The sequence below is a fragment of the Kamptonema sp. UHCC 0994 genome, assembly GCF_029167235.1.
GTDB lineage: Bacteria > Cyanobacteriota > Cyanobacteriia > Cyanobacteriales > Microcoleaceae > Kamptonema.
Map to the genome: position 1 here is coordinate 80,625 of NZ_JARFTR010000287.1, position 22,958 is coordinate 103,582.

Genomic DNA, 22,958 nt, shown 5'->3' on the forward strand with positions numbered 1-22,958 from the left:
CGGGCACGGGGGCACCGCCCCTACAGTTCTTCTGGTTCTTCGTCGGTATTATCATTAGTTGTATCGGTGTCTGTTGGGGGTTCATCTTTCGATTTTGACCACTTTGCATAGCCGTAGGCAATTAGTAAATTAGCAACTAATACGGTATCGAATTGATGGATGATTTCGATTAATCTGTCTAAGTCTTCCTTGGTAGGTTGCACTCGCATTAAGCGCTTACCTTGCTTTAAGTATCCCTCTTGCAGTCGGAGGTTTTCCTGTTGATATTTCCCTAGGAAGTCAGCGATGGCGCTGATAAAATCTTTCTTGGAACCTGACTGAGTGCTTAAGAGTTGGGCTAAACCATAATTGCGCTGCCAGTCTAATTCTTTCACTCCTTCTTGGGTTTGAATTTTGCCTGCATAAACGGTAGCTTGATTAATGGCTTTGGCAATTCTTAGAAAGCTGGGGTCTTGGGTGATTTTGGTAAAGTCAGCATCTTTTTTAGTCATAATATTCAATCCGTTAACTGAGAATAGGCGGGGACTTCTAGCTTGGGAATCGGCTAAACGTTTGACTACAAAATCGGCATAACTAACTTGAAAGCGGAAGAAGTTTTGCAGGTTAGTTCCCGTGATAAAATCTCGATAGGCTGCGAGAATTTCACTCTGTCCCTCTTCGGCGGAAAGGGAAACAATGACGGATAGATGTTCTTGTAATACCTCCAGATAAGCGAGTAAATCTTGATAACTTTCGGGAATAATCCAACCAGGAAGTCCCAGGGTAAAGAGTTCTTTAACTCCATAAACTTGCCCTTTGGAACCAAAATGAGTGCCGCGAAAGTTGCCGACAAAATTATTAACTGGTTTGCCCAAAAAATCAAAGGGATCTTCGGGTCTATTTTGGGCTTGGGCTTGATGATGTTCTAAGAGTTGTTGGCAGAATTTTAACACTAATTCGGCATCAAATCTAGCAATGCCATGACCGCCGCCGGGAGGGTTAAATTGTCGGAGATTGCCGAGGATTTCTCGGTATTTTTCAAAGGTGATTTCTTTGGGTTCTAAGGCAATTACGCGCCAGTCATAAGTGCGTTCGGCGATTTTAATACGTTCGGCTAGGGCAAATTGAAATAAGCCATTAGCTATTAGCCATAAACTTAACCAATCGGTTTTTTGAGGGTCAGTTTTATTACTATCGGCTTTAATGCGGCTGACTCCTTGAACGGTGGTGGGTAAATAAACTTTGACGGCATTTGCTTGTGCTGGTAATTTACTGCCGGTTTGTTGTTGAAACCAGTCAGCAACTAGCTGGATTTTGTCAGGAAGTGCTAAACTATTGGGGTCGCTGAAGCTATGGAATAATCCAGCTACTAAGTTCCCATAGTTTTGTCTCAGATGCCAACTTTCTAACCATAAGCTGTTATGATTGCGATCGTGGCGCATGGAAACTAATATGGCTCCATTTTGGGTTCTGGCATCAGGGGGTTTAGGTGATTCTTCTGTCCATTGGGTTTTGCCACTATTTTGATAGCGATAGTCGCGATAAAGTTTACGTTTTTCTACTTCTTTGACGACATCAAAGTAGGTGGTTTCGGGGGGGATTGAGTCCCAATCTGTTTTCTGTCCGCGCACGGGGGGGAAGGGATTGGTATAATCCAGTTGGGCGATGATTTCTAGGTTGATGGCGCGGGCAAATTGGATACAGGCATGAGTGCCTTTATCTATTAGTTGGATGGTGGGGTTTTGGCCGGTGCGATGGAGGGCATCGGCGGCGATTTGGGCTAATCCCAATAGGAGAAAGGTGTCGGTGTATGTGTTGAATGGTTTGGGAACGAACAGTTGGTTAATCATTCCTGGGGTTTTTTATTTTGCTGTTGCTATCATACACCCCCCTGGAAAGGGAGAGTTCCAATGAATTATCGAAAATTTTATCCATAATCAGTCAGGGGTTGAAACCCCTGCCTGATAGAGAAAGTCGTCTTTAGACGACTAATTTGAAAAAGAGGCTTGACAAGGGAGATGTTTTGGGTTTACTATGATTTTCGTGAACCGAAGCGAGGGCGATTTCTTCGGGAGGTTCACGAAAATCGCTAGAACCTTGACAAGAGAATAGTTTACACGCTTGAGGTCGTCTATTTATTGCGATTTACTAGCAATAAGGTCGGCTGAAATGAAGGTGTTTTTGAGGTTCACGAAAACTGGCTTCAGGATGCCTTGTCTGTCTGGGTTTCAGCCAGCGGACTTTCAATTAATAGAATCCCGGCAACGGGACTGAAACGAAAAATACAATTGTGGCTAGCAATTTGGGTCATAACCAACTTTCAATTAATAGAATCCCGGCAACGGGACTGAAACAAACCTAATCAACTAAATCAACAATGATTAACCATGCTTTCAATTAATAGAATCCCGGCAACGGGACTGAAACAAGCCGCAGACCCGTTGATTTTTAGGCACTTCGTCCCTTTCAATTAATAGAATCCCGGCAACGGGACTGAAACCAAAAACTTGCTATCCGTGATAGCTGGGGAAACGAAACTTTCAATTAATAGAATCCCGGCAACGGGACTGAAACAATAGTTAAGGTGTCTTAGATTGAATTGTTATTGTTGTGCTTTCAATTAATAGAATCCCGGCAACGGGACTGAAACGAAGCTTCCACGAGCAGTCGAGCGAGCGTCTTCGTAGTACTTTCAATTAATAGAATCCCGGCAACGGGACTGAAACTTTGCAAAAATAGGATATGTAGAAATATTGTTTCATCTTTCAATTAATAGAATCCCGGCAACGGGACTGAAACAAATAAGGATCTAGGAGAAGAGGATAAAAAAAGGCATCTTTCAATTAATAGAATCCCGGCAACGGGACTGAAACTCATGTTCAAGTAAGTATTTACCCAACCATACACTTTCAATTAATAGAATCCCGGCAACGGGACTGAAACAATCCTGAGATTGGTTCTAGTTTACCACCTTGACTGCCTGCTTTCAATTAATAGAATCCCGGCAACGGGACTGAAACCATTCTCTGCTGTAATGGCTCAACTAGCAGCAGATGCTTTCAATTAATAGAATCCCGGCAACGGGACTGAAACATTCAAGAATCAACCGCAGTTTCGCCAGAAGAAAATTCTTTTTGGCTTTCAATTAATAGAATCCCGGCAACGGGACTGAAACTATATGTGTCCCTCAAACCCAAATTTTTCTGGGACAGGCGACTTTCAATTAATAGAATCCCGGCAACGGGACTGAAACTTCCTTGGCTCCCCCAGAGGCGTTTTCTTCTCCAAGGCTTTCAATTAATAGAATCCCGGCAACGGGACTGAAACTGGAAAACGTGCTACTTACTGGAGTCCGCAACAGAGACCTTTCAATTAATAGAATCCCGGCAACGGGACTGAAACGGAAATCTCTTAATACAAAACTACATATAATATTTCCATCTTTCAATTAATAGAATCCCGGCAACGGGACTGAAACATCATCTTTAATCTCCTGTTTCAATCCTTTTACTTTCTACTTTCAATTAATAGAATCCCGGCAACGGGACTGAAACGTATCAGGCGTGAGAGTTGTGATCGCCCAGTCGCTGCTTTCAATTAATAGAATCCCGGCAACGGGACTGAAACTCCCCAACCATAAAATCTCCGAGCTTGCTTACTTACTTTCAATTAATAGAATCCCGGCAACGGGACTGAAACATGCTGCAAAATCATCCGGCCGTCTTTGTGACCTGCCTTTCAATTAATAGAATCCCGGCAACGGGACTGAAACTTGTTAAACAATGTTCAACTTTCTGAATCAATCTTTCAATTAATAGAATCCCGGCAACGGGACTGAAACATGAAACTCTGCATAGCGATCGCCTGAGTTCCAACTTTCAATTAATAGAATCCCGGCAACGGGACTGAAACCTTGATGTTTGTTGCGCCGCGTTAGGGGACATAGCTTTCAATTAATAGAATCCCGGCAACGGGACTGAAACATCGGAACTAAAAACTGGCGTTGATATGCCAGACCCATACTTTCAATTAATAGAATCCCGGCAACGGGACTGAAACCCCAGAGTGTGTCTTCTATTACCCCATACGGGCAAGGCTTTCAATTAATAGAATCCCGGCAACGGGACTGAAACATCCGTGTTCAGTGTCACATCGGCTCATAAGTTCAGCCTTTCAATTAATAGAATCCCGGCAACGGGACTGAAACATCAAAGAGACTGTAGAGAATGAAGGGCAAGCGACAGCTATTGCAGCTTTCAATTAATAGAATCCCGGCAACGGGACTGAAACTCGGTAAAGTCGTCTATCCGACCGCTACCTCGCTCCGTGTCTTTCAATTAATAGAATCCCGGCAACGGGACTGAAACGAACCAACTCTATGTGTGGGGCGATCGCGTCTTGCACTTTCAATTAATAGAATCCCGGCAACGGGACTGAAACAACTGGATAGAGTCAAGTGACCCCCTAGACATCAGACCTTCAGGGGGCGACAAGCGCCCCCAAACCATTGCAGGGAGGATGTTTTCGGGTCTGAACTGGCTCAAAAAAGTCTGAGCTTATTGAGATAAGCATAAAAAAAGCCCCTTATTAGGGGCAAAATAGTTCAATTCTCAGAGAACTTATATTACTTTTAATTCTGCTTTTACTATTTGAAATTGCCGTTCAGTTAACAAGCAGAAATCTGGTTCAGTAGTAGAAAGTGCCAACGCCAGGACTTGACCATGAAGTACCAAACCCGTTCTCGTTCTACAACTTGGTTTGTAACCTTTGAGTAGAAATTCATCATCACAAATTAATACAATTGTTTGGTCTGTGAATTGACGATAGACAGCTTCAATAAAAGCGGTTTCCCCTTGAATACCCACCAAATCCTGCATTTCTTTGAGGGTGAGCATCTCTTTAGATTTGACTGCCTCAATTCCATTGGAATTTATAAGACCATAGAGCATGACTTAAATGACGGAGCGACCGTTATTTACGCTATAGTTGTAAATCTATTTGTTCAATGTTTCATTGATAGCCGCATCAAAAGCTTCATCAGTAGGCTCGGATAAAGCACCAATGCTATACAGCCATCGAAACAGCCATCGAAGCTGTATCTCTACCGCCTCGGCAGATGGCTTTGTTATCGGCTGAGTGACAAAGATGCTGCTGACTATTAACGAGATTACTTAATATCTGCTGATAGCGGCTGTTTGATAATCTCACCGGTTCAGAACCTGCAAATGGACAAGTTCTACAAGGTTTAGCTTGGACGGGATAAGTTATTAAATCTTTACGATTCATCATCTTTTCCCTCAATTGTTACATCAACAACCTTGTTTTTAAACTTTGACTCAATCAATTGTTTAGCGGTGACTAAAAGAATTGAATTGGGAGTTTTGTCGGTTAATCCTAAATCAACGGGATACAAAACTCCACAACAAATAAAACCTTTACCGTTTCTATTGAGAATTTTGTAGTTTACTTGTTTTGCCATTGAACAACTTTGTAACTACCTTTCATTAGTTTCATCAGTAAAATTTACACAGACAATAGCCACAAGTTCGCCTTTGATACGTATCAATTCTTTAGCTGTTGTTTTTACAATCTCTTTTGAATCGAACAGTTGAGCATCTTCAAATTCGTCAACCCAATTGATTCTGTTCTCATCCAAACTATGAAACCAAATTATTTGACCATTTTCCGTTGCTATTCCAACAGAATAATGAGCTAATGCAATTGCATATTTAATCGTTTTCAATTTCAAGCTCCTACACTCAAATTAGCTAGGCAAACAGTCAACAGGTTCCAAACCAATTTCATTAGCAACAGTTCTTATTTCTTGCCAAACTTCGGGAGTGTTTAAATCCAACTGTTTCACATATAAATGCGGCTTTTCTCCCGGCACCCATTTAATTTCAATACCAAGTTTTTGAGCATCATCATAAACAGTTTTTACACTATCTAGTAGGTTAGTTCGGTACTTGGTTGACAAGGAGCCTTTCATACTACCAAGTTGAGCATGGCCCAAGTCTTCAAATTCAACTTTGGCTATCCATGAACTATCCGTACCAGGATATCGCTGATAAATCAATATTCCTGTTGTAAAGTAATAATCGCCAATCATTTGTTTGCCTTTAAATGAAAAACACTAACTCCCAAAAGCTAAAGCTTTGACGCTTTTGTAGCTGAGGATTTATTGTTTCCATATAAGGCTATAAAGATATTATGGTTTCTAGGTTGAGGCGGCTATCGCCGCTATGGGGAGTGACTTGCAGATTTTCTACTTTTCTTAAGGGCGATTTTGGGAATTTTTATGAATGAACACAATTTTACTTTATTATCGGTTCCCCTACCACCTATGTTGTCCAAAATGGTAGGAGTTGTAGGTAATAGCCGATATTTTTCAATCGCTTATTGGGGCAGCAAAGCAACCTGGTTCGATGGCAGAGGATTGGGAACTTTTAGTTACTTTGGGGTATATTCACCGCTAATTGAACATCCAGCTTTAGCGATTCATTTAGAGTCATACCACCTGGGTTCTGATGATTTACCGCCCACTCATGCAATTTTGTGCGATTGTCTGGAACAGAAAATGTACGTAGGTGACTATGCAGAAGTCGAAAAAGTTTTAGAGACTCAACACCCACCAGTGCCCAATCTGTCCCCTGAAGAATTCTCTCAATTGTCAGAACAAATTGCTCTTGATATGGCAGGTTTTGACCTCGAACAGTTTCAGCGTTTAGGAATGTTTGAACTATTTGCTGGACACAGCGAACAGCAAAAACTAGAATTGGTGGAATTAGTGCAGTGGCTCGATCGACTCGTCACAGAAGACTTACTGCAACAGTATGTAGAAGCTGCTAAAAAGGGCAATTGGACAGCCATTTCAGTGCTGCAAAAATTGTCCCAGCGCCTCCAAAACTCTTAGTTTCTGATATAATGCGCCAGCTTCGGGGCGGCATACAGAAATCAGCAGTAAAGCGGGAAAAGGTAAAGGAGCATTTCTGTACTATCCTAGACATAGCATCCGAATAAATATAGTGCAAATTTCCCACACTGTTACGATTCCAGAACATGAAATTGAGATGAGTGCAGTTCGCTCTCAGGGGGCAGGAGGCCAAAATGTCAATAAAGTGGCTACCGCTATTCACCTGCGCTTTGACATTATGGCTTCCTCGTTACCTGAACACTACAAAGAACGGCTGTTAAAACTCAACGACCAGCGCCTTACTAAGGAAGGGGTAGTTGTTATTAAAGCCCAAGAACATCGCAGCCAAGAACAAAATCGGGAGGAAGCATTGCAACGACTGCAAGAGTTGATTAAAAGTGCGATCTCCGTCCCCAAACCTCGCAAAACAAGTAAACCAACTCGTAGTTCTCAAAGAAAGCGTCTGGATAGCAAAACTAAGCGAAGTCAGATTAAAATGATGCGAGGAAAAGTTAATGATGAGTAACAATATTTACTTGAATTATCAACTTCAATGTTGAATAAATGCGACTTGTTATAGTAGTGGGAATCCAAGTTTTTGCAACATTTCTTTCAATCGCTCCCGCCCACTTAATGCTTGCGCTGTTGTTACTCGTTTTACTGAATGCTCAACCCAATCGCCTGCGACGTTCATTTGCTGAGATTCGTAAAACTTTTGCATAATTTCATTGTACTGGGCGATCGCCTCTTCTTGTTGGGTAAGATTATAAGTTTCGCGATGTAAAACGGCAGCCTGCGGTAAACGAGGTTTCACGGCGGCTGGTTTTGCTGGATCGGGATAGCCCACACACAAACCAAAGACGGCAAATAAGTGAGGCGGTAATTTGAGGGCTTCGGCAACACTTTGGGGATGGTTTCGCATTCCACCAATGTAGACCGTGCCTAACCCTAACGACTCTGCTGCGATCGTTGCATTCTGGGCTGCCAATGCTGCATCGATGGTTGCTGTAACAAACATTTCCAGATAATCTAATCCTTGGGCAGGTAGCCCCCTTTGCATAGCCAGATGATGCAGTCGTGCTAAGTCTGCTAACCATACCAAAAATAATGGGCATTGGCGGATATGAGCTTGATTTCCTGCCAATTGAGCCAGAGTTTCCTTCCTGGCAGGATCTTCGACTGCTACGACACTCCAGGTTTGGAGATTGGAGGAGGTAGCGGCAGACTGGGCGGCAGCGACCATAAGTTCTAGGGTTTGCGGCAGTAAGGGGTTAGGTAGATAAGCACGAACCGAACGATGGGATAGCAGGGTTGCCAAGGTCTCATTCCAGAGACTATCGGGATTGAACGTATCTACGCCGTAGCGATCGCGAATTAAATCAGTTGCGTTGGGAGTATTCATAAAGTAGGGCAAATTGGCTCAACATGGGTATAGTAAAACAATCCTGTTTGTTCTACATCCACCTCATTACCTTATCTAATTCATTAGAGCATCTCTAGGGTTAGGCGATCGCGCCTGCATTTCACACCCGCAGGCCTGAAACAGGGAAACATCTCTCTAACAAATTAAAGCCATGACCATGAATGATAAAATGTTAACTCCAGGACAGGTTTTACAAGGTAAATATACGATTGAGAAAGAGCTTGGGAGGGGTGGATTTGCAATCACTTATCTTGCCAAAAACAGAGGGGGTGATAAGATGGCAATCAAAATTTTAAAAGACCTCGATCCAATTCAGACCGATTACTCAAAAAACAAGAATAATTTCTTGAATGAAGCATTAAAGCTAAAAACGGTTGAGCATCCTAATATTGTTAAGGTTTACGAAATACTAGAAGAAGATAACAATATTATAGGGATAGTTATGGAGTATATTGAAGGCGAAAGTTTAAATGGTAAACAACTAAAAGAACCTAAAGCAATAGTGTATATTCATCAAGTTGGAGACGCACTACTCCAGAGCAGTTCATAATTGCCCTCTAAAAGAGCCACAAGAAATCAATCCGCAAATTAGTAGCAATACAAACATAGCAATTATGTTAGGGTTAGAATTGAAACCTGAAGATCGACCTCATTCAATAAAAGAGTTTTTGGAACTGCTAGATTCTCCGATCGGACAAAATTATTTAGATGGAAAGCGGGAACAAAAAAATATTAACCAATTACGAGTTAATTCATCGCCTGAATCCGATATCGGCATCCGTGTTTTTTCTATAAATGAGTTAGCTAAATATAAAGATAAGGCAAACAATGCAATTCCCGATCTAATCAATTACTTAAAAGAAAAAGATGGTATAATTTTTGGGGCTGCCGAGTCTACTTTAAGTCAGATCGGCTCAGCAGCACCACTTCTTGCAAAAGTAATGAATGACAAAAATGAGTCTGTTGAAATTAGGAGACGCACTGCTAATATTGTATGGAGAATTGGTGCAGAGAATAACGCAGCAGTACCCGAACTCATAGAGGCTGTTGGAGATGCAGATCCAGTAATAAGCTGGTGCGCTATTGTCACTATTGGAAAAATTGGTTTAGAAGCACGAGATGCTATTCCTGCCCTTATTAAGAAATTAGGGGCTAAAGAAACCGAGATTCGGGCTTATAGTGCTTATGCTTTGGGACGAATAGGGCAAGATGCTCAAGAAGCGATCCCAGATTTACTAAAACTTATAAATGGAAATGAATTAGACGCGGTTATTCTTGCTTCCCTTGAGGCTTTAAAAGCGATTGGATATGATATAAAAGAAATAAAGTTTTCAAGGGATGGGAAAGAAACTTCCGGGGAGGAATATGTAATATTTGCTAGAGAAGAGCAACGCAATAAACAAAAAGAAGAGAACAAGCCTGATATTAGAATTTCGTGGAATGTATTTAGGACTATGGATACACCTCCTCAAATAAAAAGTGAATGGTCAGAGCAGGCTATTTACGCGGGGCAGAAATTGGAGTGGGTAAAACGGGGATAGTGATACGGGTAAAATATGATAAAATGTGAAGTTTTGTGTATGATTCTCTTAAGATAGCGATCGCTGTATTTGCTATCTAAAAGTCTTCTTCTAACGCATTACCGTTATCGCGTAACCAGTTCTTAGCAAGTTGATAATTTGGGACTTGGACGGCGACTATATTCCAAAATGTTGAAGTGTGATTACTTTCTAACAGATGGGCTAATTCGTGAACAATCACATAATCTATGACAAACATGGGGGCTTTAATCAGTCGCCAGTTGAAATTTACGTTGTTCTTGGACGTACAGGAACCCCAACGATATTTGCTATCGGTGATTTTTGCTAGGTTAAACTCTACACCCATACGTACTGCATGAAGTTGAACGCGAGGTAAAATCGTTTCTTTGGCTTGTTGGATGTACCAGTTCTTAAAAACTTCACCGCGCTGCTTTGCTTGTGCTTTGGGCACTAAAAAACGATTATTAATAAATTGAATTTCTTCGCTACTATCTGATAGTTCTAATTGATAATTACGCCCCAAATAAGGCAAAGACTCGCCATTAACTAATTCTTTCCCTGGTGGGGAGAGAGGCGGATGATACTTTTGTTCGTGGTGGGTTTTTTCATAAAGCCATAGTTTTCGTGATTCTACAACTTCCTGAATTTTTTCGAGGTCTGTGCCAGTGGGTGCTTTAACAACAATAGAGCGATCTCGCTCAACAGTAATAGTTAGCTTTTTGCGTTTAGGAGAATAGACAATCTCGTAGTCAAGTTTCATTTTAGTTGAGTCAGTCTAGTTTAATCCGCGTATAAAATTGTATCATTATTTTTCTTAGCTAATTCCATTACTCGCGAAATAATCTGATTGCGATTTTGAAAGATGTTGGGTAATTTTATAAATTCAGGTGATAACAGGATTTTTTGAATCTCAGACTTGAGTTTATTACAGGCTGGAATACTTTCCCAGAAACCAGTTAGTTGCAATTCTTGTTCGATTACTATAAACACTTGTTGAGTTAGTGCTACGTTCTGGGCAATTTGATTTTCATCCAGTTCTGTATCGCCAAAACATTCACTTTTGAACATCCGAAAAAATGGCATTTGTTTTTTCTTGTGCAATCCATAAGTAGGCTCGTTTTCGGCATTTTTAAGGCGCTGACGTAGCTTTTCTAACTCTGCGTAGATTGCCTGCCAATTGTCTTTGAATTGTTCGAGGATTTCTGCAAGGGCGGCGGCAAAAGAGGCTTGTAGGTCGGGGTCATCATCTAGTTCGATATCGATGTGGTGACGAATAGCGTGTTCGACGACGGCAGCTTTGGTTTTAGCACGATCGCGCTTGCTGACTTCACGCTCAAAGTTATCATCTAAAATAGAAATCGGCTTAATTTTGAGATCGATACCTTGGGAAATTAGGTAAGCATCGGTAATTGCTCGTAGTTTTGCGGGGATGCCTTTCATACTCAGGCGAGAATCACGAAAGTGATTGCTAGCTTGCAGGTTAATGTTAGTTAATACCTGATAGTCAGACATAAACGCAAGGGCTTCTTTAGCGGGGAAAACTAAGTTAAGGCTGCGAGTAAATTGTTTGAATGCTAGAATAAACTCAAAGCGAATGTCTTCATCGTAAAATAGATCGAAAAAGGCATCAACATCGGTTAGGTCAGTTAGTCCATTTTCGGCAAGCATTTCCATTATCGCCCGATGGTCTGCTTCTAACTGGCGAATTTCTGCTTCGGGAAAACTGAGGGTGTTTTCGACTTCTTTTTGTTCGCGTTCGTCGTAGTTATCGAGTGCTTTTTTGAGGTGATGCCCAATGCCTACATAATCGACAACAAAGCCTTTTTCTTTATCCGCACCACCGACACGGTTAACACGGGCGATCGCCTGTAACAAACTATGAGCTTGGATAACTTTATCGAGATACATCACCTGTTCGATAGGGGCATCAAAGCCTGTCAATAGCATATTGTTAACAATGACAATGCCGATTTCACCTGTAATCCCACTATCTTCGCTATCAAAGGGTAGTTTAAAGCTTTTGATGGTAGTCTTGTGTTTGGAAGAGTTAGAGTATGCTTTGAGGTGAGGTAAATCGTTGTTATTACCAGAAATAACTACATCAGTTTTGAGTTTTTTGAGGCGTTCGAGGTTGAGATTATGGGGGTTAGATATTTCTAGTTGAGTAATGGTATTGGTTAGAGCAAGATCGAGGTGAGTTTTATAGCGGACGGCGGCTTCGCGAGAGGTGGCTACGACTTGGGCTTTGTAACCATTGGGAAAGATTGATTGCAGATAATGGGTTATGATATCCTTGGCTTTGGCGGTAATGGTTGATTCAGCTTCTAAGTAAGCATCGCGGGAACCATAGCCCAAGATTTGAAGGCGCTCGGTAAGGTTGTATTCGCTAAAAACATCTGCAAAAGCGCTGTCCATACCTGATTTGTCTGGTATTTCTGCGTTATGGGTACGACCTTCGTAAACTATCTCTAAAGTGACTTTATCGGCAATTGATTGGCGCATGGTGTACTTGTCGATGTAATCGCCAAAAACACGCTCGGTTTTGTCGATCGGGGTTCCGGTGTAGCCAATGCGAGAGGCGTTAGGGATGGCTTTGTCGAGATTGGCTCCCAGGAGGCTATATTGCGATCGGTGTGCCTCGTCGGTCATTACTAGAATGTTGGTGCTGGGGTTAAGTTCGGGAAAAGTTTCCTGTAAGTCACGCTCTTGGAATTTATGGATCATTGCCATGACGAGATCCGAGGAGTCGCTACGCAGGAGTTCCTTAAGTTTGGCAATACTGTCGGCGGGTTTGACGGTGAAACCGATGTTTTGACCAGTTTCTGCTAATTGTTGCTCTAATTGGGTGCGATCGGTGATAAATACCACTTTCCACTGGGAGAGGTTGGGATGGCGGTACATAGCTCTTACCATAAACATCATGGTGAGGGACTTGCCTGAGCCTTGGGTATGCCAAATGATGCCGCTACGCGATCGCCCAGTTGTGCCTTCTAGGAGGCGCTGCACGGCTTTTTTGACGGCGCGAAACTGTTGATAGCGCCCGACAATTTTGATAGTTTCGCCTTTGTCGCTAACGGAGAAGAGGGTGAAGTTGCGGATGATTTCTAGGAGGTTATTATGGTCAAGCATTCCCGCTACGAGGCGTTGCTGATCGTTGGGGCTACTGGCTCCATGAGCTAAGTCTTCAAGGGTGCGCGGGTAGGGATCTGCCCAACGATAAAAGTATTTTTCGATGTGGGTGGAAATGGTGCCAAATTTGGCTTCGTTACGACAGGTAACTATTAGAAACTGGTTATACCAAAACAGAGGGGCGCTGCCTTCGCCTTTGGCTCCGCGCTGTTCGCTGTAGCGCATTAGTTGGTCTATTGCTTCGGGGATTGGGTCGTGTACTTTGGGGGATTTACACTCAATGACGACGATGGGTAAGCCGTTGAGAAATAGGACAATATCGGGAATGATGTGGTGTTCTGTGCCGAGAATGCGGATTTTGAATTGGCAAATGGCGATAAAGCAGTTATTGCTGGTATGAGTAAAGTCTACAAATTTGACAGTGGGGCTTTTTTCGCCTGTCTTGCGATTTTCGGAGACGCTGGTATTTTCTTGGAGTAGGGTGAAGAGATGGCGGTTATTTTCGAGGAGGTTATTACTGGGGAAATTAGCGATAAGTTGTTTAATGACTTCTTCGATTTGGTCAGTTTCGAGCCAAGGGTTAATTACCTGAAGTTGTTGGCGCAAAATTGGCAATAGGACGACTTCGGTGAAGTTTTCGCGATCGCTATCTTGGGGTTTTTGGTGTTTGTCGAGGTCGCGTACTTGCCAGCCTAAGCCAGTTAATTGATCTAGCAATGGCTTTTCGACGTGGTTGCGTTCGTCAAGTTTGATAGCGGTTGTGGTTTTATCTAGAGTAGGCATAACGTTGTGGAAAGTTTTTATTGGTCTTTCATCGGATGTTCTCCGAGGTCATTTGGATATTCATCAAGCCTTTCTCTACAGTGAAATATTAACTCTACTTCACCTGTTGTTTTTCGGCTTGTCCAATAAGTACCACGAAGTTTATTGACAGGATTACCAATAATATCTAAAACAATTGTTCCCTGATGAGGCTGACTACGTTCTGCAACGGATACTGAAGGATTGCTTACATAGCAGTATCCAAGCTTCCGTAACTGCTCATCGCTATCTAACCAAAAGTCTGCGAAATGGCTGCTGCTAGTCATCTCTGCCGTTCGCATAACACAACTGATTCTCGAAAAAGATTGTTTAATTGTTAGAATTACGGGTATCGGACCGGGTATTTCACCTGTTTTTGGGTTTTTCCATGTTGTTTGGATGTTTCCTTGCCACGTTCCTTCGATATAAGGAAATGGCACAAGCCAAGCTTGAAATACCGACCACTTCCAGGCATATTTAGTAAAGCCTAGCCATAGTATTAACAGAATAGGAATTGTTTTGTAGGCTATCTTTACTGTACTCCAGACATCAACTATTTCTTCATTTGTTATTAGTGCAATCGCAGCAAAGCAAATTGCAAACAGAGTGAAGATAAAATAAGCAAAAGGCTTAGTCTTAAAATTTTTCATAGATACCCTATTCGATCCCAGGCTGCTTGGAGGAATTGATTTGCTTGCTTACGTGTCCAAGGTTGAGAAGTCCTGAAAAGGTATTTTAACTCATTGACTTCGCCCCATTCAGAACAATCTGCATCATTACTTGTTCGATTCCCGACATCTGCGATAATATATCGAAGAATCTCAGTGTATGTTTCCTTTTGGTATGCTTTAATATCAGCATTCCAAACAAGGCATTCAATAAGAAATGAAGGACAGTTTTTAGCTTCTACTATGTTCTCGTCTTGCATTTTGTCTCGCAGTCGTTTTAGGATGCGGATAAGCCGTTTATATTTTCGATTTGTACTAAGGTTTCTACTAATACCATTATCGTAAGTTTGTTGGGGCCAATTTTTTATTAAACCTCCTTTGTCCGGCTTAAATGCTACACCTGAAAGATAATTATGAGTACCGTCTGAATTTTTTTCCCCAGTATAACACCGATGCTCAAATGTTGGCACTACATCTGCATCAATTCGATAGGTGTTTTGATGGACATCAAAAGCCTTGTTGCCACGTGTAACGCCAGATTTTCCAAAATAATTGACAAGAGCCTTACCAACTATATCTTTAAAGTCATAAAAAGACAGATTGCTATCAAAATTTCCAAAATTTTCTTTAATAGTGCCTTTAGGATACTCTGGAAAAAATGCTGAGTTATAACAAATGCAAATATCTACATCACTGTTCTGCCTAACATTTGTTCTTGCACGATAAGAACCTTGGGCAAAAACAGAAATATCTAGATATGAAATATCTGCATCAGCCTTTATTGCTTTACGCACAAGTCTTTCTGCATTATCACACTTCTCAGATTCCGTTTTGGAGGGTCCTTTAGACCATGATATGAAAGTATCCTCTGTTATATTCATACACCAATTTACTCCTTGTTCAATGAGGTAACGCGGACTTTACCCGTGAGTAAGCCTTGCATAAGTCCAGTTTTTTGCCGTTTTTGTTTTGAGAGACTTCTTTTTTCTTCTTCAATCCTCATTTCTAATGAATCAAGAGTTGAGCATATTTGAATTTGCTCAGATAGTTTAGGGATTCTAACGGGTACAGATCCAAGAAATTGCACTCCAAGAGTTGGAACACCACTATTACTATTCATTCGCTTATCAAGTTGGTCAAAAAAATCACGAAATCTCACAAGCCATAGAAGATAATGTGATTCTAATAGCTGTTCATCACGTTTCTTAAAGATAACTACTGTATGGCTAAATACTTTTTCTGATTCACCATAATATCTTGCAAAACCGAGTCTTCCTTTTCTCGCAAAAACTACATCCGTTTGGGAAAAATTACACCTTTGATTTTGTTGCTCGAAAACATAGAAAGGTACTTTTTCTGAAACAGATAAGTCAAAATCATTATCTCCAACAAAATTTTCTGTTGAAGCAATAGGAACACCGATATCAGATGAAGGTGGATACCTATGACTAGGATTTGGGTCAATAATTAGGGATACTTCTCGTAATTCTTTTACTTCCCATTCTACGGGAATACGCCCGATCGCGGAATCTTTAAACTCATGGGTGGTTTCGCTGCGGATGTTGCCGTTTTCGTCGATGCCTTTGGTGAGTAATTCCTGCATCAGTCCGGTTTTGATTCGCTGCTGCTTGGCAATGATGGCTTCGGTTTGGGCGATCGCGCGATCAATGGTCGAAAGAACCGTAGCAATTTGTTTTTGTTCTTCTTTTGGCGGTGTTAAAATTTCAACCGACTCAATCGCTCCAATGGGAAGCCCAAAGCGTGTAGAACCACTAGCATGAAGGGCAAAATAATTAGCTACTCGTGAAGTTGAAAGATATTTAGAGAGAAAGATAGAATCAATTTTTTCATTGTCAGGCCGAATTAGTGCCAGATGATAACCACAAACTAAGTTATCTATTTGCTCATATATAACGGTAGGAATGCCAATATCATCAGGAGTTTCTGAGTCTTTGGTAATAATTACATCTCCAATATTTAAACCAAATCGCTCAAGCTCTGCATCATTTGCAGAACCTTTCATAAACTGAATTGAACCAGTAATATAGTCATTTGCATAAACATCCATGTAGTTGCAAAGCTTTACAGGGCGTTCGCTAGGATAGATTTTTTTGTCAACATTACTAACTCGTATATCAGCAAGATCGCGCAGCTTTTTAATATCCCAATTTTTCATCATGCCAAATATCCCAACTTACTCAAATAATCATTCAACTCCGCTAAAGTCTCCTCTCGCTCTGCCTCCAACTCCTGACTAGAAACCGCATACTTATCCCAAAGCTTCTCAACTAAAGCAATCAGCGCCCTTTTTGCCCCATTCAAATAGCGGGTTAATTGCTCCCTCACCCAATCATAGAGCTTCTGCAAAATCAACCCCTTCGCCTCCTCTGTCGTCAACTGCCCACCAATCGCCACTAATAACCCATCAATGCGTGTCAGCCGTTTCTTTAGTGCCTCCTTATCCTTAGTCAACCGCGCCAGTTTCCCTTTATCATCTTTGTCATTAGGTTTTAGCCCCGCCATTTCCGCCATCACTTGCTGAATCAATCCCTCAGTTTCTGCTCGAAACTCCTCCCCACCAACCCGCTTTAGCCGCAACTTTATATCTAACTCTGTCTGCTTCTCCCTGACATCCGCCTTCAACTCCTTGATCTGCTTCTCAAGCTTGGCGATCGCCTCGTATTCAGCCTTATACTTTGCCAACTCCCGCGCCGCCGAAATACTTAGCACATTATTAATATCATCCATAAGATCGTCTATCAAATCCTTCAACACCTTCTTAATCGAAGTCGCCGTTACCGTCTCATCCTCCTCTGATTCATAACTCGCCACCTCCTGCGCCGTCTCAATCGCCTCACTCAGTTCCCCCTGAGTCCCACTAATTTGCCCTTCCAAATCCTCAATCGCCCTCACCTCATCCTGAAAAAATGCCGCAATCAGATACTCATCAGGAATCAGGGTATGATGCCAACCAGTATTAATGATCGTTTTCAAATCATAGCGAATCTGTTGCCACCAATTGACAAACACCCCCGCCGCCTGAAACTCATCCAACACCCCCAACCCAATCAGCTTATCCTTTAACCCCGTCAGCAACTCCCGCCGAACCTCTGGCATTTTCTTGCCTTCGCCCAACTGAGCAAAATCATCCCGTGCCACCTGCCACCAGTTTAAGAGTGCCTCATAGTGTTGATTAATAGTATTTTGGAGATTAGCATCCGCTTCCAACGTAGCCTTAATCGTAGACTTAGTAGCGATCGCCTCTACAAACGCCAAATAACCCTCACGCAATGGCCCAAACAACGTCTTAGATTCCACCTTAAACCGGGCAAAATCTACCGCTTGGGCTGCAACTTCCGACTGGGGAATCCCACCAATCAAGTGAGCCGTCACATCTTCGGGTTCAGGTTCGGGCGTATTATCCACATAGCGGCGAATATTCAGATTGTAATCGTGCTGCTCAACAATTTCTTGCTTACTCACCAAACGGCTATATTTGGGATACTCCTTTTTGTGGGTAAACACAAAATCAATTTTCTCAATATCTTCAGGGCGTAACTTATTCTGAGCCTTACCCTCCGCAAATTCGCGATCGGCATTCACAAATAAAATTTTATCCCGCAATTCATCGGGTTTGTTCTTATTCACCACCAAAACACAGGCAGGAATCCCAGTGCCATAAAACAACCCTGACGGTAAACTAATAATCGCCTCAATGACATCATTCTCAATTAACTTTTCCCGAATCAGCTTCTCCTTACCCCCTCGAAATAACACCCCATGCGGCATAATTGTCGCCATGTGTCCGTCAGGTTTCAGACTAGCAATCATGTGCTGCACAAACATCAAATCGGCTTTTTTACCCGTCTCAGGGCAAAACTCCCAAAACCGATTGCTAAATTGCAAACTAGCCCGACTATAGTTCTGGGAAAAAGGAGGATTAGCCAAAACGCGATCGAACTTCCGAATTTGACCATTCTCTAAAATTTGTGGATCTTCGAGTGTATCCCCATTTTCAATCGTGAAACGGCTGATGTTGTGCAAAATCATATTCATGTTGCAAATTGACCAAACCGTACCATTAGAATCTTGACCATACAGAGCCAAATTATTCGGGTTTTGCCCCTGTTCTTCCACATACTGATAAGATTGGATTAAAAAGCCTCCTGACCCCACAGTTGGATCGTAAATTGTATTGCCCGCCTCTGGTTTAACCAGTTGCACCAAAAGCCGCACCACCTCAGACGGCGTATAAAACTCCCCCCCTTTTTTACCCGCACTATCGGCAAAATACTTAATCAGATACTCATAGGCTGCCCCTAGCAAATCGGGGAATTCAAAGTTATCGTTAACCAATACAAAATTAGGCTGATTAAAGTGATCGAGTAAGTCTTTCCACTTCTGATCGGGAATCTTGGTTTTGCCCTTAATAGCATTAAAATTAATATTGTTTTTTAATACTCCCGCTAAGGCATCATTGGCATCTTCTACCGCCGCGATCGCCTTATTCAGCATATTGCCAATATCTTGCTTGAGATGCTTCAGTGGCGGCACTTGATTACCATCTTCATCTAACCAAGCTTCGTGCCAACGGGCGCGGGGTGGCACAAAAAACGTCTCGCCATAGGAAGTTTTATCTTCCAACAGTTCCGCTAACAATTTCGGGTCATCAATATGAGTATAGGTTTTTTTAACTTCGTTACGCTTCCGATCGAATTCATCCGACAAGCGTTTAATAAATAGCATTCCAAAGATAAATTCTTTGAACTCTGAAGCATCCATCTTACCGCGCAGAATATCGGCGGATTTGAAGAGAAAATTCTCTAATTGACTGAGAGTAATCTTATCTTGCTGCAAGGTAATTTTTCCAACTCCTTAAGTTTTACTAAGCGATCGAGTGTAAGTCATATTTTGGCGATCGCATTGCGCCATCCCTGAACGTACACATTATAAAACGTTGTGTTAGTTTATAACTGTAGCAGAATAGGGACTCGCTTTTGCTGCCTTGTCCAGTTGACCAGATTCTACTCCCACCAAATTACAAAGATGAGCTTGTGTATTAATCCTCATTGCTCCAATCCGAAAAATACCGATAATTTGTCACGTTGCTCTAGCTGTGGTTCTAATTTGTTGCTAGAAGGGCGCTATCGCGCCATCCATTTACTGGGAGAAGGTGGCTTTGGCAAAACTTATGAAGTAAGCGATCGCGGGCGACCTCCGAAAGTTCTAAAAGTTTTGATTAAAAACAGCCCCAAGGCTGTAGAACTATTCAAGCGGGAAGCCGAAGTTCTATGTCGCCTCAATATTTTAGGAATTCCCAAAGGTGAGGAGTATTTTACCTTTACGGATGGTAACAGTCAGGAACAAGTGCATTGCTTTGTAATGCAGAAAATTGAAGGCGACAATTTGCAAAATTGGATGTCCCAGCGGAAGAATCAGCCTATCAGTGAAAAAATAGCCCGTTATTGGTTAGAGGAGTTAGTTTATATCCTCAGCGACCTCCACCAAAATCAGTTGTTCCACCGGGATATTAAGCCGTCCAATATCATGCTTTCTCCCGATGGATTGTTAACATTAATTGATTTGGGAACGGTGCGGGAAATTACCAACACTTACGAAGGGAAACACGCAGCGGAGCAAATCACGACTATTCATACCCCTGGCTATGCTCCCTTGGAGCAATATAATGGTCAAGCTTCCCCACAATCTGATTTCTTTGCCTTGGGTCGTACCTTTGTCTATTTACTAACGGGAAAGCATCCTACTGAATTCCACAATCCCTACGAACATGACCTCTACACTGATGAATTAGAGAATTGGCGCGATGAAGCACCCCATATTTCACCTGTGTTTGCAGAGTTTATCGACCAACTTATGGCGCGAGTTCTTCAAAAGCGCTTTACTGATGCCCAGGCTATTTTGCAACGGCTCAAAGAAATTGACGAAATTTTGCATCCTACTGTAGCCATTACGCCAGAAAGATATCGATTGCGAAAAGAAATGCAAAGGATGCAGAGGAATGAACAACTTTTCTCTGATCTTTACCAGGGATTTCAACATTACTATGAAACTTTTCAACCTGCATTGCAAAATTCGATAGATTGGCAAAAAGTTTCCTTAGACTGCACATTGGGGGATTTATCATCTGGACATTCAGGGCCTGTACGTTGCTTGGCTATTAGTCCAGACGGGCAGTTTCTTGTTAGTGGGAGTGACGATCAGATCGTCAAAGTTTGGAATCTTATTGAAGGCGAAGAAATTTACGCACTTACAGGTCACTCAGCAAGCGTAACTTCTGTAGCCATCAGCCCAGACGGTGAAACTTTGGCAAGTGGTAGTATTGATGCAACTATTAAATTGTGGAACTTAAAAAATGGGCAAGAAATTAAAACTCTCTCTGGTTATTCAAAGCCTGTAACTTGCATCGCTTTTCACCCAAAAAAGAATTCAGTTTTATTTAGCGGTAGTTCGGATAAAACTATCAAGCTTTGGAATATTGAAACAGCTCAAATAACGCACACTTACACTAGACATACTAATGGCGTTACTTGCCTAGCAATTCACTCCAACGGAAAAATACTAGCCAGTGGTAGTCAGGATTGTAGTATTATTGTTTGGCCTAACCACACACTCATTGATCATTCTGCTCCTGTGTTATGTGTAGCAATTAGCCCAGATGGAGAGACTCTTGTTAGTGGTAGCCAAGACAAACAAATTAAAGTATGGAACCTGAGCAATGGTGAGCTGCTTCGTACTTTAACCGGACATTCTGCCTCTGTTTTGTCTGTCGTAATAAGCCCAGATGGGTACACTCTTATTAGCAGTAGCGAAGATAAAAGTATCAAAATTTGGAACTTAGAGACTGGGGAGGAAATTAAAACCCTCACTCAGAATTTAGCACCTGTCACCTCTTTAGCTATTAGCTCTGATGGTCAAATTTTAGCTAGTGGGAGTCAGGATTTCAGCATAAAACTGTGGAAATAATACAAAAATATACAATTCACCTTAAGTGAGAGCTGCGAGTTTAACTAAAATCTGTTCCCGCGCTAAACCGAAACATTAATATTTTTTCCGAAGGTTTGATAGTACCATCAATACGCCGATATTCTGCCCACTGTTTCACTCCCATATCGCGAAAACCTAGTTTATAATACAATGCGTAAGCTTCTGGGCGGCATACAGAAACCCGCAGTAAAGTTGGCTGCTCTTTCAGAGCACTTATCGCCTTCATCAATTGAGTGCCAACACCCTGATGCCGAAACGCTTTTACTACGCCCAAGTCCGCAATATAATCTAAATTTTCAACATCAATTTGAAAGCACTCCTGAAAGAAATCTGCGGAGAGGGAAACAGAATTATTAGAAAATAATGCCGAGCTTTTCCATAGTTTACTCCCCTTAAATGGAATGCTTGCACAGAAGCCTACAACTTGATGATCGGGCGCGATCGCAACCGCCAACTTCCCCATTTTTAAATAGGAACTTAGAATTTGTTCCAAATCAGAATTACTCCATTGCTGAAATTCTGGGGGTTCAGCAAAAATGTTCTGATAAATTTCGATTAAGGAAGAGAGGCGTTCGGGAAAAGTGCTTGAATTAACAACTTCAACTTTATACTGCATTTACTTCATATAGTATCGCTCCTAAGTTTCACCTCACATCTAAGCTGTCTGGGCGCTTAAGACTTCGCCGATTCGACAAACTTCGCCAAGAAACGACACAAAAGTGAAGTTTTCAATGAAAATCATGCGCTTGCGCCTCCACATCCCAGAATCGTCCTTGTAAAATCGCCAGCCAGGAAATTCGTATTGTTCAATAACGCGATCGCGTAATAAATATTCGTGCATTTTATCCAACTCGCTTTGATCGTCCAGAGCACTGCCGTCCGATCCAATTAGCTCCGCTGCCGTTTTTTGCTGAGCTGCTAGCGCGGCTCCGTTAGCAAACAATATCCGCTGATCGGCTATTTGCTGGATGTAGACTGGGTTAGAACTCCCGTAAAGCGCCGCAAAATCAATTTGGCTTTGTTCTATCGGTGTTGCAGGGGAGAGTTTTTGGACGGCGGCTCCGATTTCTTTGGGCGTAGATATGACGGAATTCTGGGGTTGGCTCGATTCAGTATTAGCGATCGCTTTAAGCTTTGAATCGAACTGATAGCCACGCACCGCGCTGGGCCAGCGCAGCTCAACGATGCCGCCTAAATTTTCGGCCGTTTGAACTAACTCCTGGCAAAGTCTTTCTAGCCAGCAATCAGCAGCTTGCTGGCTAGGAGCGATAATTGATGGTGTTCCGTTGTTTAGCTCTACTCTCCAGCCATCTGGTAAATATTCGTGTAATTCCATAATTATTTATCTCCCTATAGGTTCTGTTCGCATTCACACGGAAAACTTTGCTGATACAGATCGATTAACTTTTGAGCTTCCCAACCAAGCGCCGCAGCTAATTTCACAAGCTCCACCGGACTAGGCTTTCCACCAGAGCGCAGCAACAAAAGTTTATCTTCAG

20 protein-coding genes and 1 CRISPR repeat array are annotated in these 22,958 nt (G+C 42.1%); of the genes, 5 read left to right on the forward strand and 15 right to left on the reverse strand.

Going from position 1 to position 22,958, the window contains the following annotated elements; all coding sequences use genetic code 11:
* Window positions 1-20 precede the first annotated feature (20 nt).
* The 6 genes from PY364_RS25510 to PY364_RS25535 all read right to left on the reverse strand — a co-directional run bounded on the left by PY364_RS25510 (window position 21) and on the right by PY364_RS25535 (window position 6,088).
* The gene (locus tag PY364_RS25510; protein ID WP_275570510.1) at window positions 21-1,829 is read right to left on the reverse strand and encodes a hypothetical protein; all 1,809 of its coding nucleotides are present in this window, start codon (window positions 1,827-1,829) and stop codon (window positions 21-23) included.
* 390 nt (window positions 1,830-2,219) lie between these two features.
* A CRISPR array of direct repeats spans window positions 2,220-4,419; the repeat unit is 37 nt; unit sequence CTTTCAATTAATAGAATCCCGGCAACGGGACTGAAAC.
* A gap of 179 nt (window positions 4,420-4,598) precedes the next feature.
* The gene (locus PY364_RS25515; RefSeq protein ID WP_275570511.1) at window positions 4,599-4,874 is read right to left on the reverse strand and encodes a hypothetical protein; all 276 of its coding nucleotides are present in this window, start codon (window positions 4,872-4,874) and stop codon (window positions 4,599-4,601) included.
* Window positions 4,875-5,043: 169 nt separating this feature from the next.
* On the reverse strand, window positions 5,044-5,268 hold the full coding sequence (locus PY364_RS25520) for a hypothetical protein (protein WP_275570512.1): 225 nt from the start codon (window positions 5,266-5,268) through the stop codon (window positions 5,044-5,046).
* Window positions 5,255-5,458: a hypothetical protein gene (locus PY364_RS25525; protein WP_275570513.1), complete on the reverse strand. Its 204-nt coding sequence runs from the start codon at window positions 5,456-5,458 to the stop codon at window positions 5,255-5,257. The genes PY364_RS25520 and PY364_RS25525 overlap by 14 nt, the downstream gene beginning before the upstream one ends.
* Before the next feature lie 15 nt (window positions 5,459-5,473).
* A complete protein-coding gene (locus PY364_RS25530) occupies window positions 5,474-5,722 on the reverse strand; it encodes a hypothetical protein (protein ID WP_275570514.1) in 249 nt (82 codons plus the stop codon).
* 21 nt (window positions 5,723-5,743) lie between these two features.
* Entirely contained in the window at window positions 5,744-6,088 is a 345-nt protein-coding gene (locus PY364_RS25535) for a hypothetical protein (protein WP_275570515.1), read from the reverse strand.
* 189 nt (window positions 6,089-6,277) lie between these two features.
* Between PY364_RS25535 and PY364_RS25540 the strand changes: the two genes are divergently transcribed.
* A complete protein-coding gene (locus PY364_RS25540) occupies window positions 6,278-6,892 on the forward strand; it encodes a hypothetical protein (protein ID WP_275570516.1) in 615 nt (204 codons plus the stop codon).
* 109 nt (window positions 6,893-7,001) lie between these two features.
* A complete protein-coding gene (arfB, locus tag PY364_RS25545; RefSeq protein ID WP_343278863.1) occupies window positions 7,002-7,418 on the forward strand; it encodes an alternative ribosome rescue aminoacyl-tRNA hydrolase ArfB in 417 nt (138 codons plus the stop codon).
* Window positions 7,419-7,466: 48 nt separating this feature from the next.
* Here arfB and PY364_RS25550 read toward each other — a convergent pair whose 3' ends face one another.
* Window positions 7,467-8,294: an NADPH-dependent oxidoreductase gene (locus tag PY364_RS25550; RefSeq protein ID WP_275570518.1), complete on the reverse strand. Its 828-nt coding sequence runs from the start codon at window positions 8,292-8,294 to the stop codon at window positions 7,467-7,469.
* Between the two features lie 172 nt (window positions 8,295-8,466).
* Here PY364_RS25550 and PY364_RS25555 point away from each other — a divergent pair, with 172 nt between their 5' ends.
* The gene (locus tag PY364_RS25555) at window positions 8,467-8,865 is read left to right on the forward strand and encodes a protein kinase (RefSeq protein ID WP_275570519.1); all 399 of its coding nucleotides are present in this window, start codon (window positions 8,467-8,469) and stop codon (window positions 8,863-8,865) included.
* A gap of 64 nt (window positions 8,866-8,929) precedes the next feature.
* Window positions 8,930-9,856, forward strand: a complete 927-nt coding sequence (locus PY364_RS25560; RefSeq protein ID WP_275570520.1) for a HEAT repeat domain-containing protein — start codon at window positions 8,930-8,932, stop codon at window positions 9,854-9,856.
* Between the two features lie 76 nt (window positions 9,857-9,932).
* Here the strand turns inward: PY364_RS25560 and PY364_RS25565 are convergent, their stop codons facing one another.
* The 6 genes from PY364_RS25565 to PY364_RS25590 are packed head-to-tail and all read right to left on the reverse strand — an operon-like array spanning window position 9,933 to window position 19,311.
* Complete coding sequence (locus PY364_RS25565) at window positions 9,933-10,616, reverse strand: SprT family zinc-dependent metalloprotease (RefSeq protein WP_275570521.1); 684 nt, start codon at window positions 10,614-10,616, stop codon at window positions 9,933-9,935.
* A gap of 20 nt (window positions 10,617-10,636) precedes the next feature.
* Window positions 10,637-13,768 (reverse strand): type I restriction endonuclease subunit R, encoded by a 3,132-nt coding sequence (locus PY364_RS25570; RefSeq protein WP_275570522.1) that lies wholly within the window; start codon window positions 13,766-13,768, stop codon window positions 10,637-10,639.
* 17 nt (window positions 13,769-13,785) lie between these two features.
* Entirely contained in the window at window positions 13,786-14,436 is a 651-nt protein-coding gene (locus PY364_RS25575; RefSeq protein WP_275570523.1) for a hypothetical protein, read from the reverse strand.
* Window positions 14,433-15,335: a nucleotidyltransferase gene (locus PY364_RS25580; protein WP_275570524.1), complete on the reverse strand. Its 903-nt coding sequence runs from the start codon at window positions 15,333-15,335 to the stop codon at window positions 14,433-14,435. Before PY364_RS25580 ends, PY364_RS25575 begins: the two co-directional genes overlap by 4 nt.
* Window positions 15,336-15,343: 8 nt before the next feature.
* The gene (locus PY364_RS25585; RefSeq protein ID WP_275570525.1) at window positions 15,344-16,633 is read right to left on the reverse strand and encodes a restriction endonuclease subunit S; all 1,290 of its coding nucleotides are present in this window, start codon (window positions 16,631-16,633) and stop codon (window positions 15,344-15,346) included.
* Window positions 16,630-19,311 (reverse strand): type I restriction-modification system subunit M, encoded by a 2,682-nt coding sequence (locus tag PY364_RS25590; RefSeq protein ID WP_275570526.1) that lies wholly within the window; start codon window positions 19,309-19,311, stop codon window positions 16,630-16,632. The genes PY364_RS25585 and PY364_RS25590 overlap by 4 nt, the downstream gene beginning before the upstream one ends.
* 189 nt (window positions 19,312-19,500) lie before the next feature.
* On the opposite strand from PY364_RS25590, the gene PY364_RS25595 reads away from it, so the two are divergent.
* Complete coding sequence (locus PY364_RS25595; RefSeq protein WP_275570527.1) at window positions 19,501-21,438, forward strand: serine/threonine-protein kinase; 1,938 nt, start codon at window positions 19,501-19,503, stop codon at window positions 21,436-21,438.
* Between the two features lie 40 nt (window positions 21,439-21,478).
* On the opposite strand, the gene PY364_RS25600 is transcribed toward PY364_RS25595, so the two are convergent.
* Window positions 21,479-22,075 (reverse strand): GNAT family N-acetyltransferase, encoded by a 597-nt coding sequence (locus PY364_RS25600; RefSeq protein WP_275570528.1) that lies wholly within the window; start codon window positions 22,073-22,075, stop codon window positions 21,479-21,481.
* Window positions 22,076-22,114: 39 nt separating this feature from the next.
* Window positions 22,115-22,795, reverse strand: coding sequence for a hypothetical protein (locus PY364_RS25605; RefSeq protein WP_275570529.1), 681 nt, complete (start codon window positions 22,793-22,795; stop codon window positions 22,115-22,117).
* Between the last annotated feature and the right edge of the window lie 163 nt (window positions 22,796-22,958).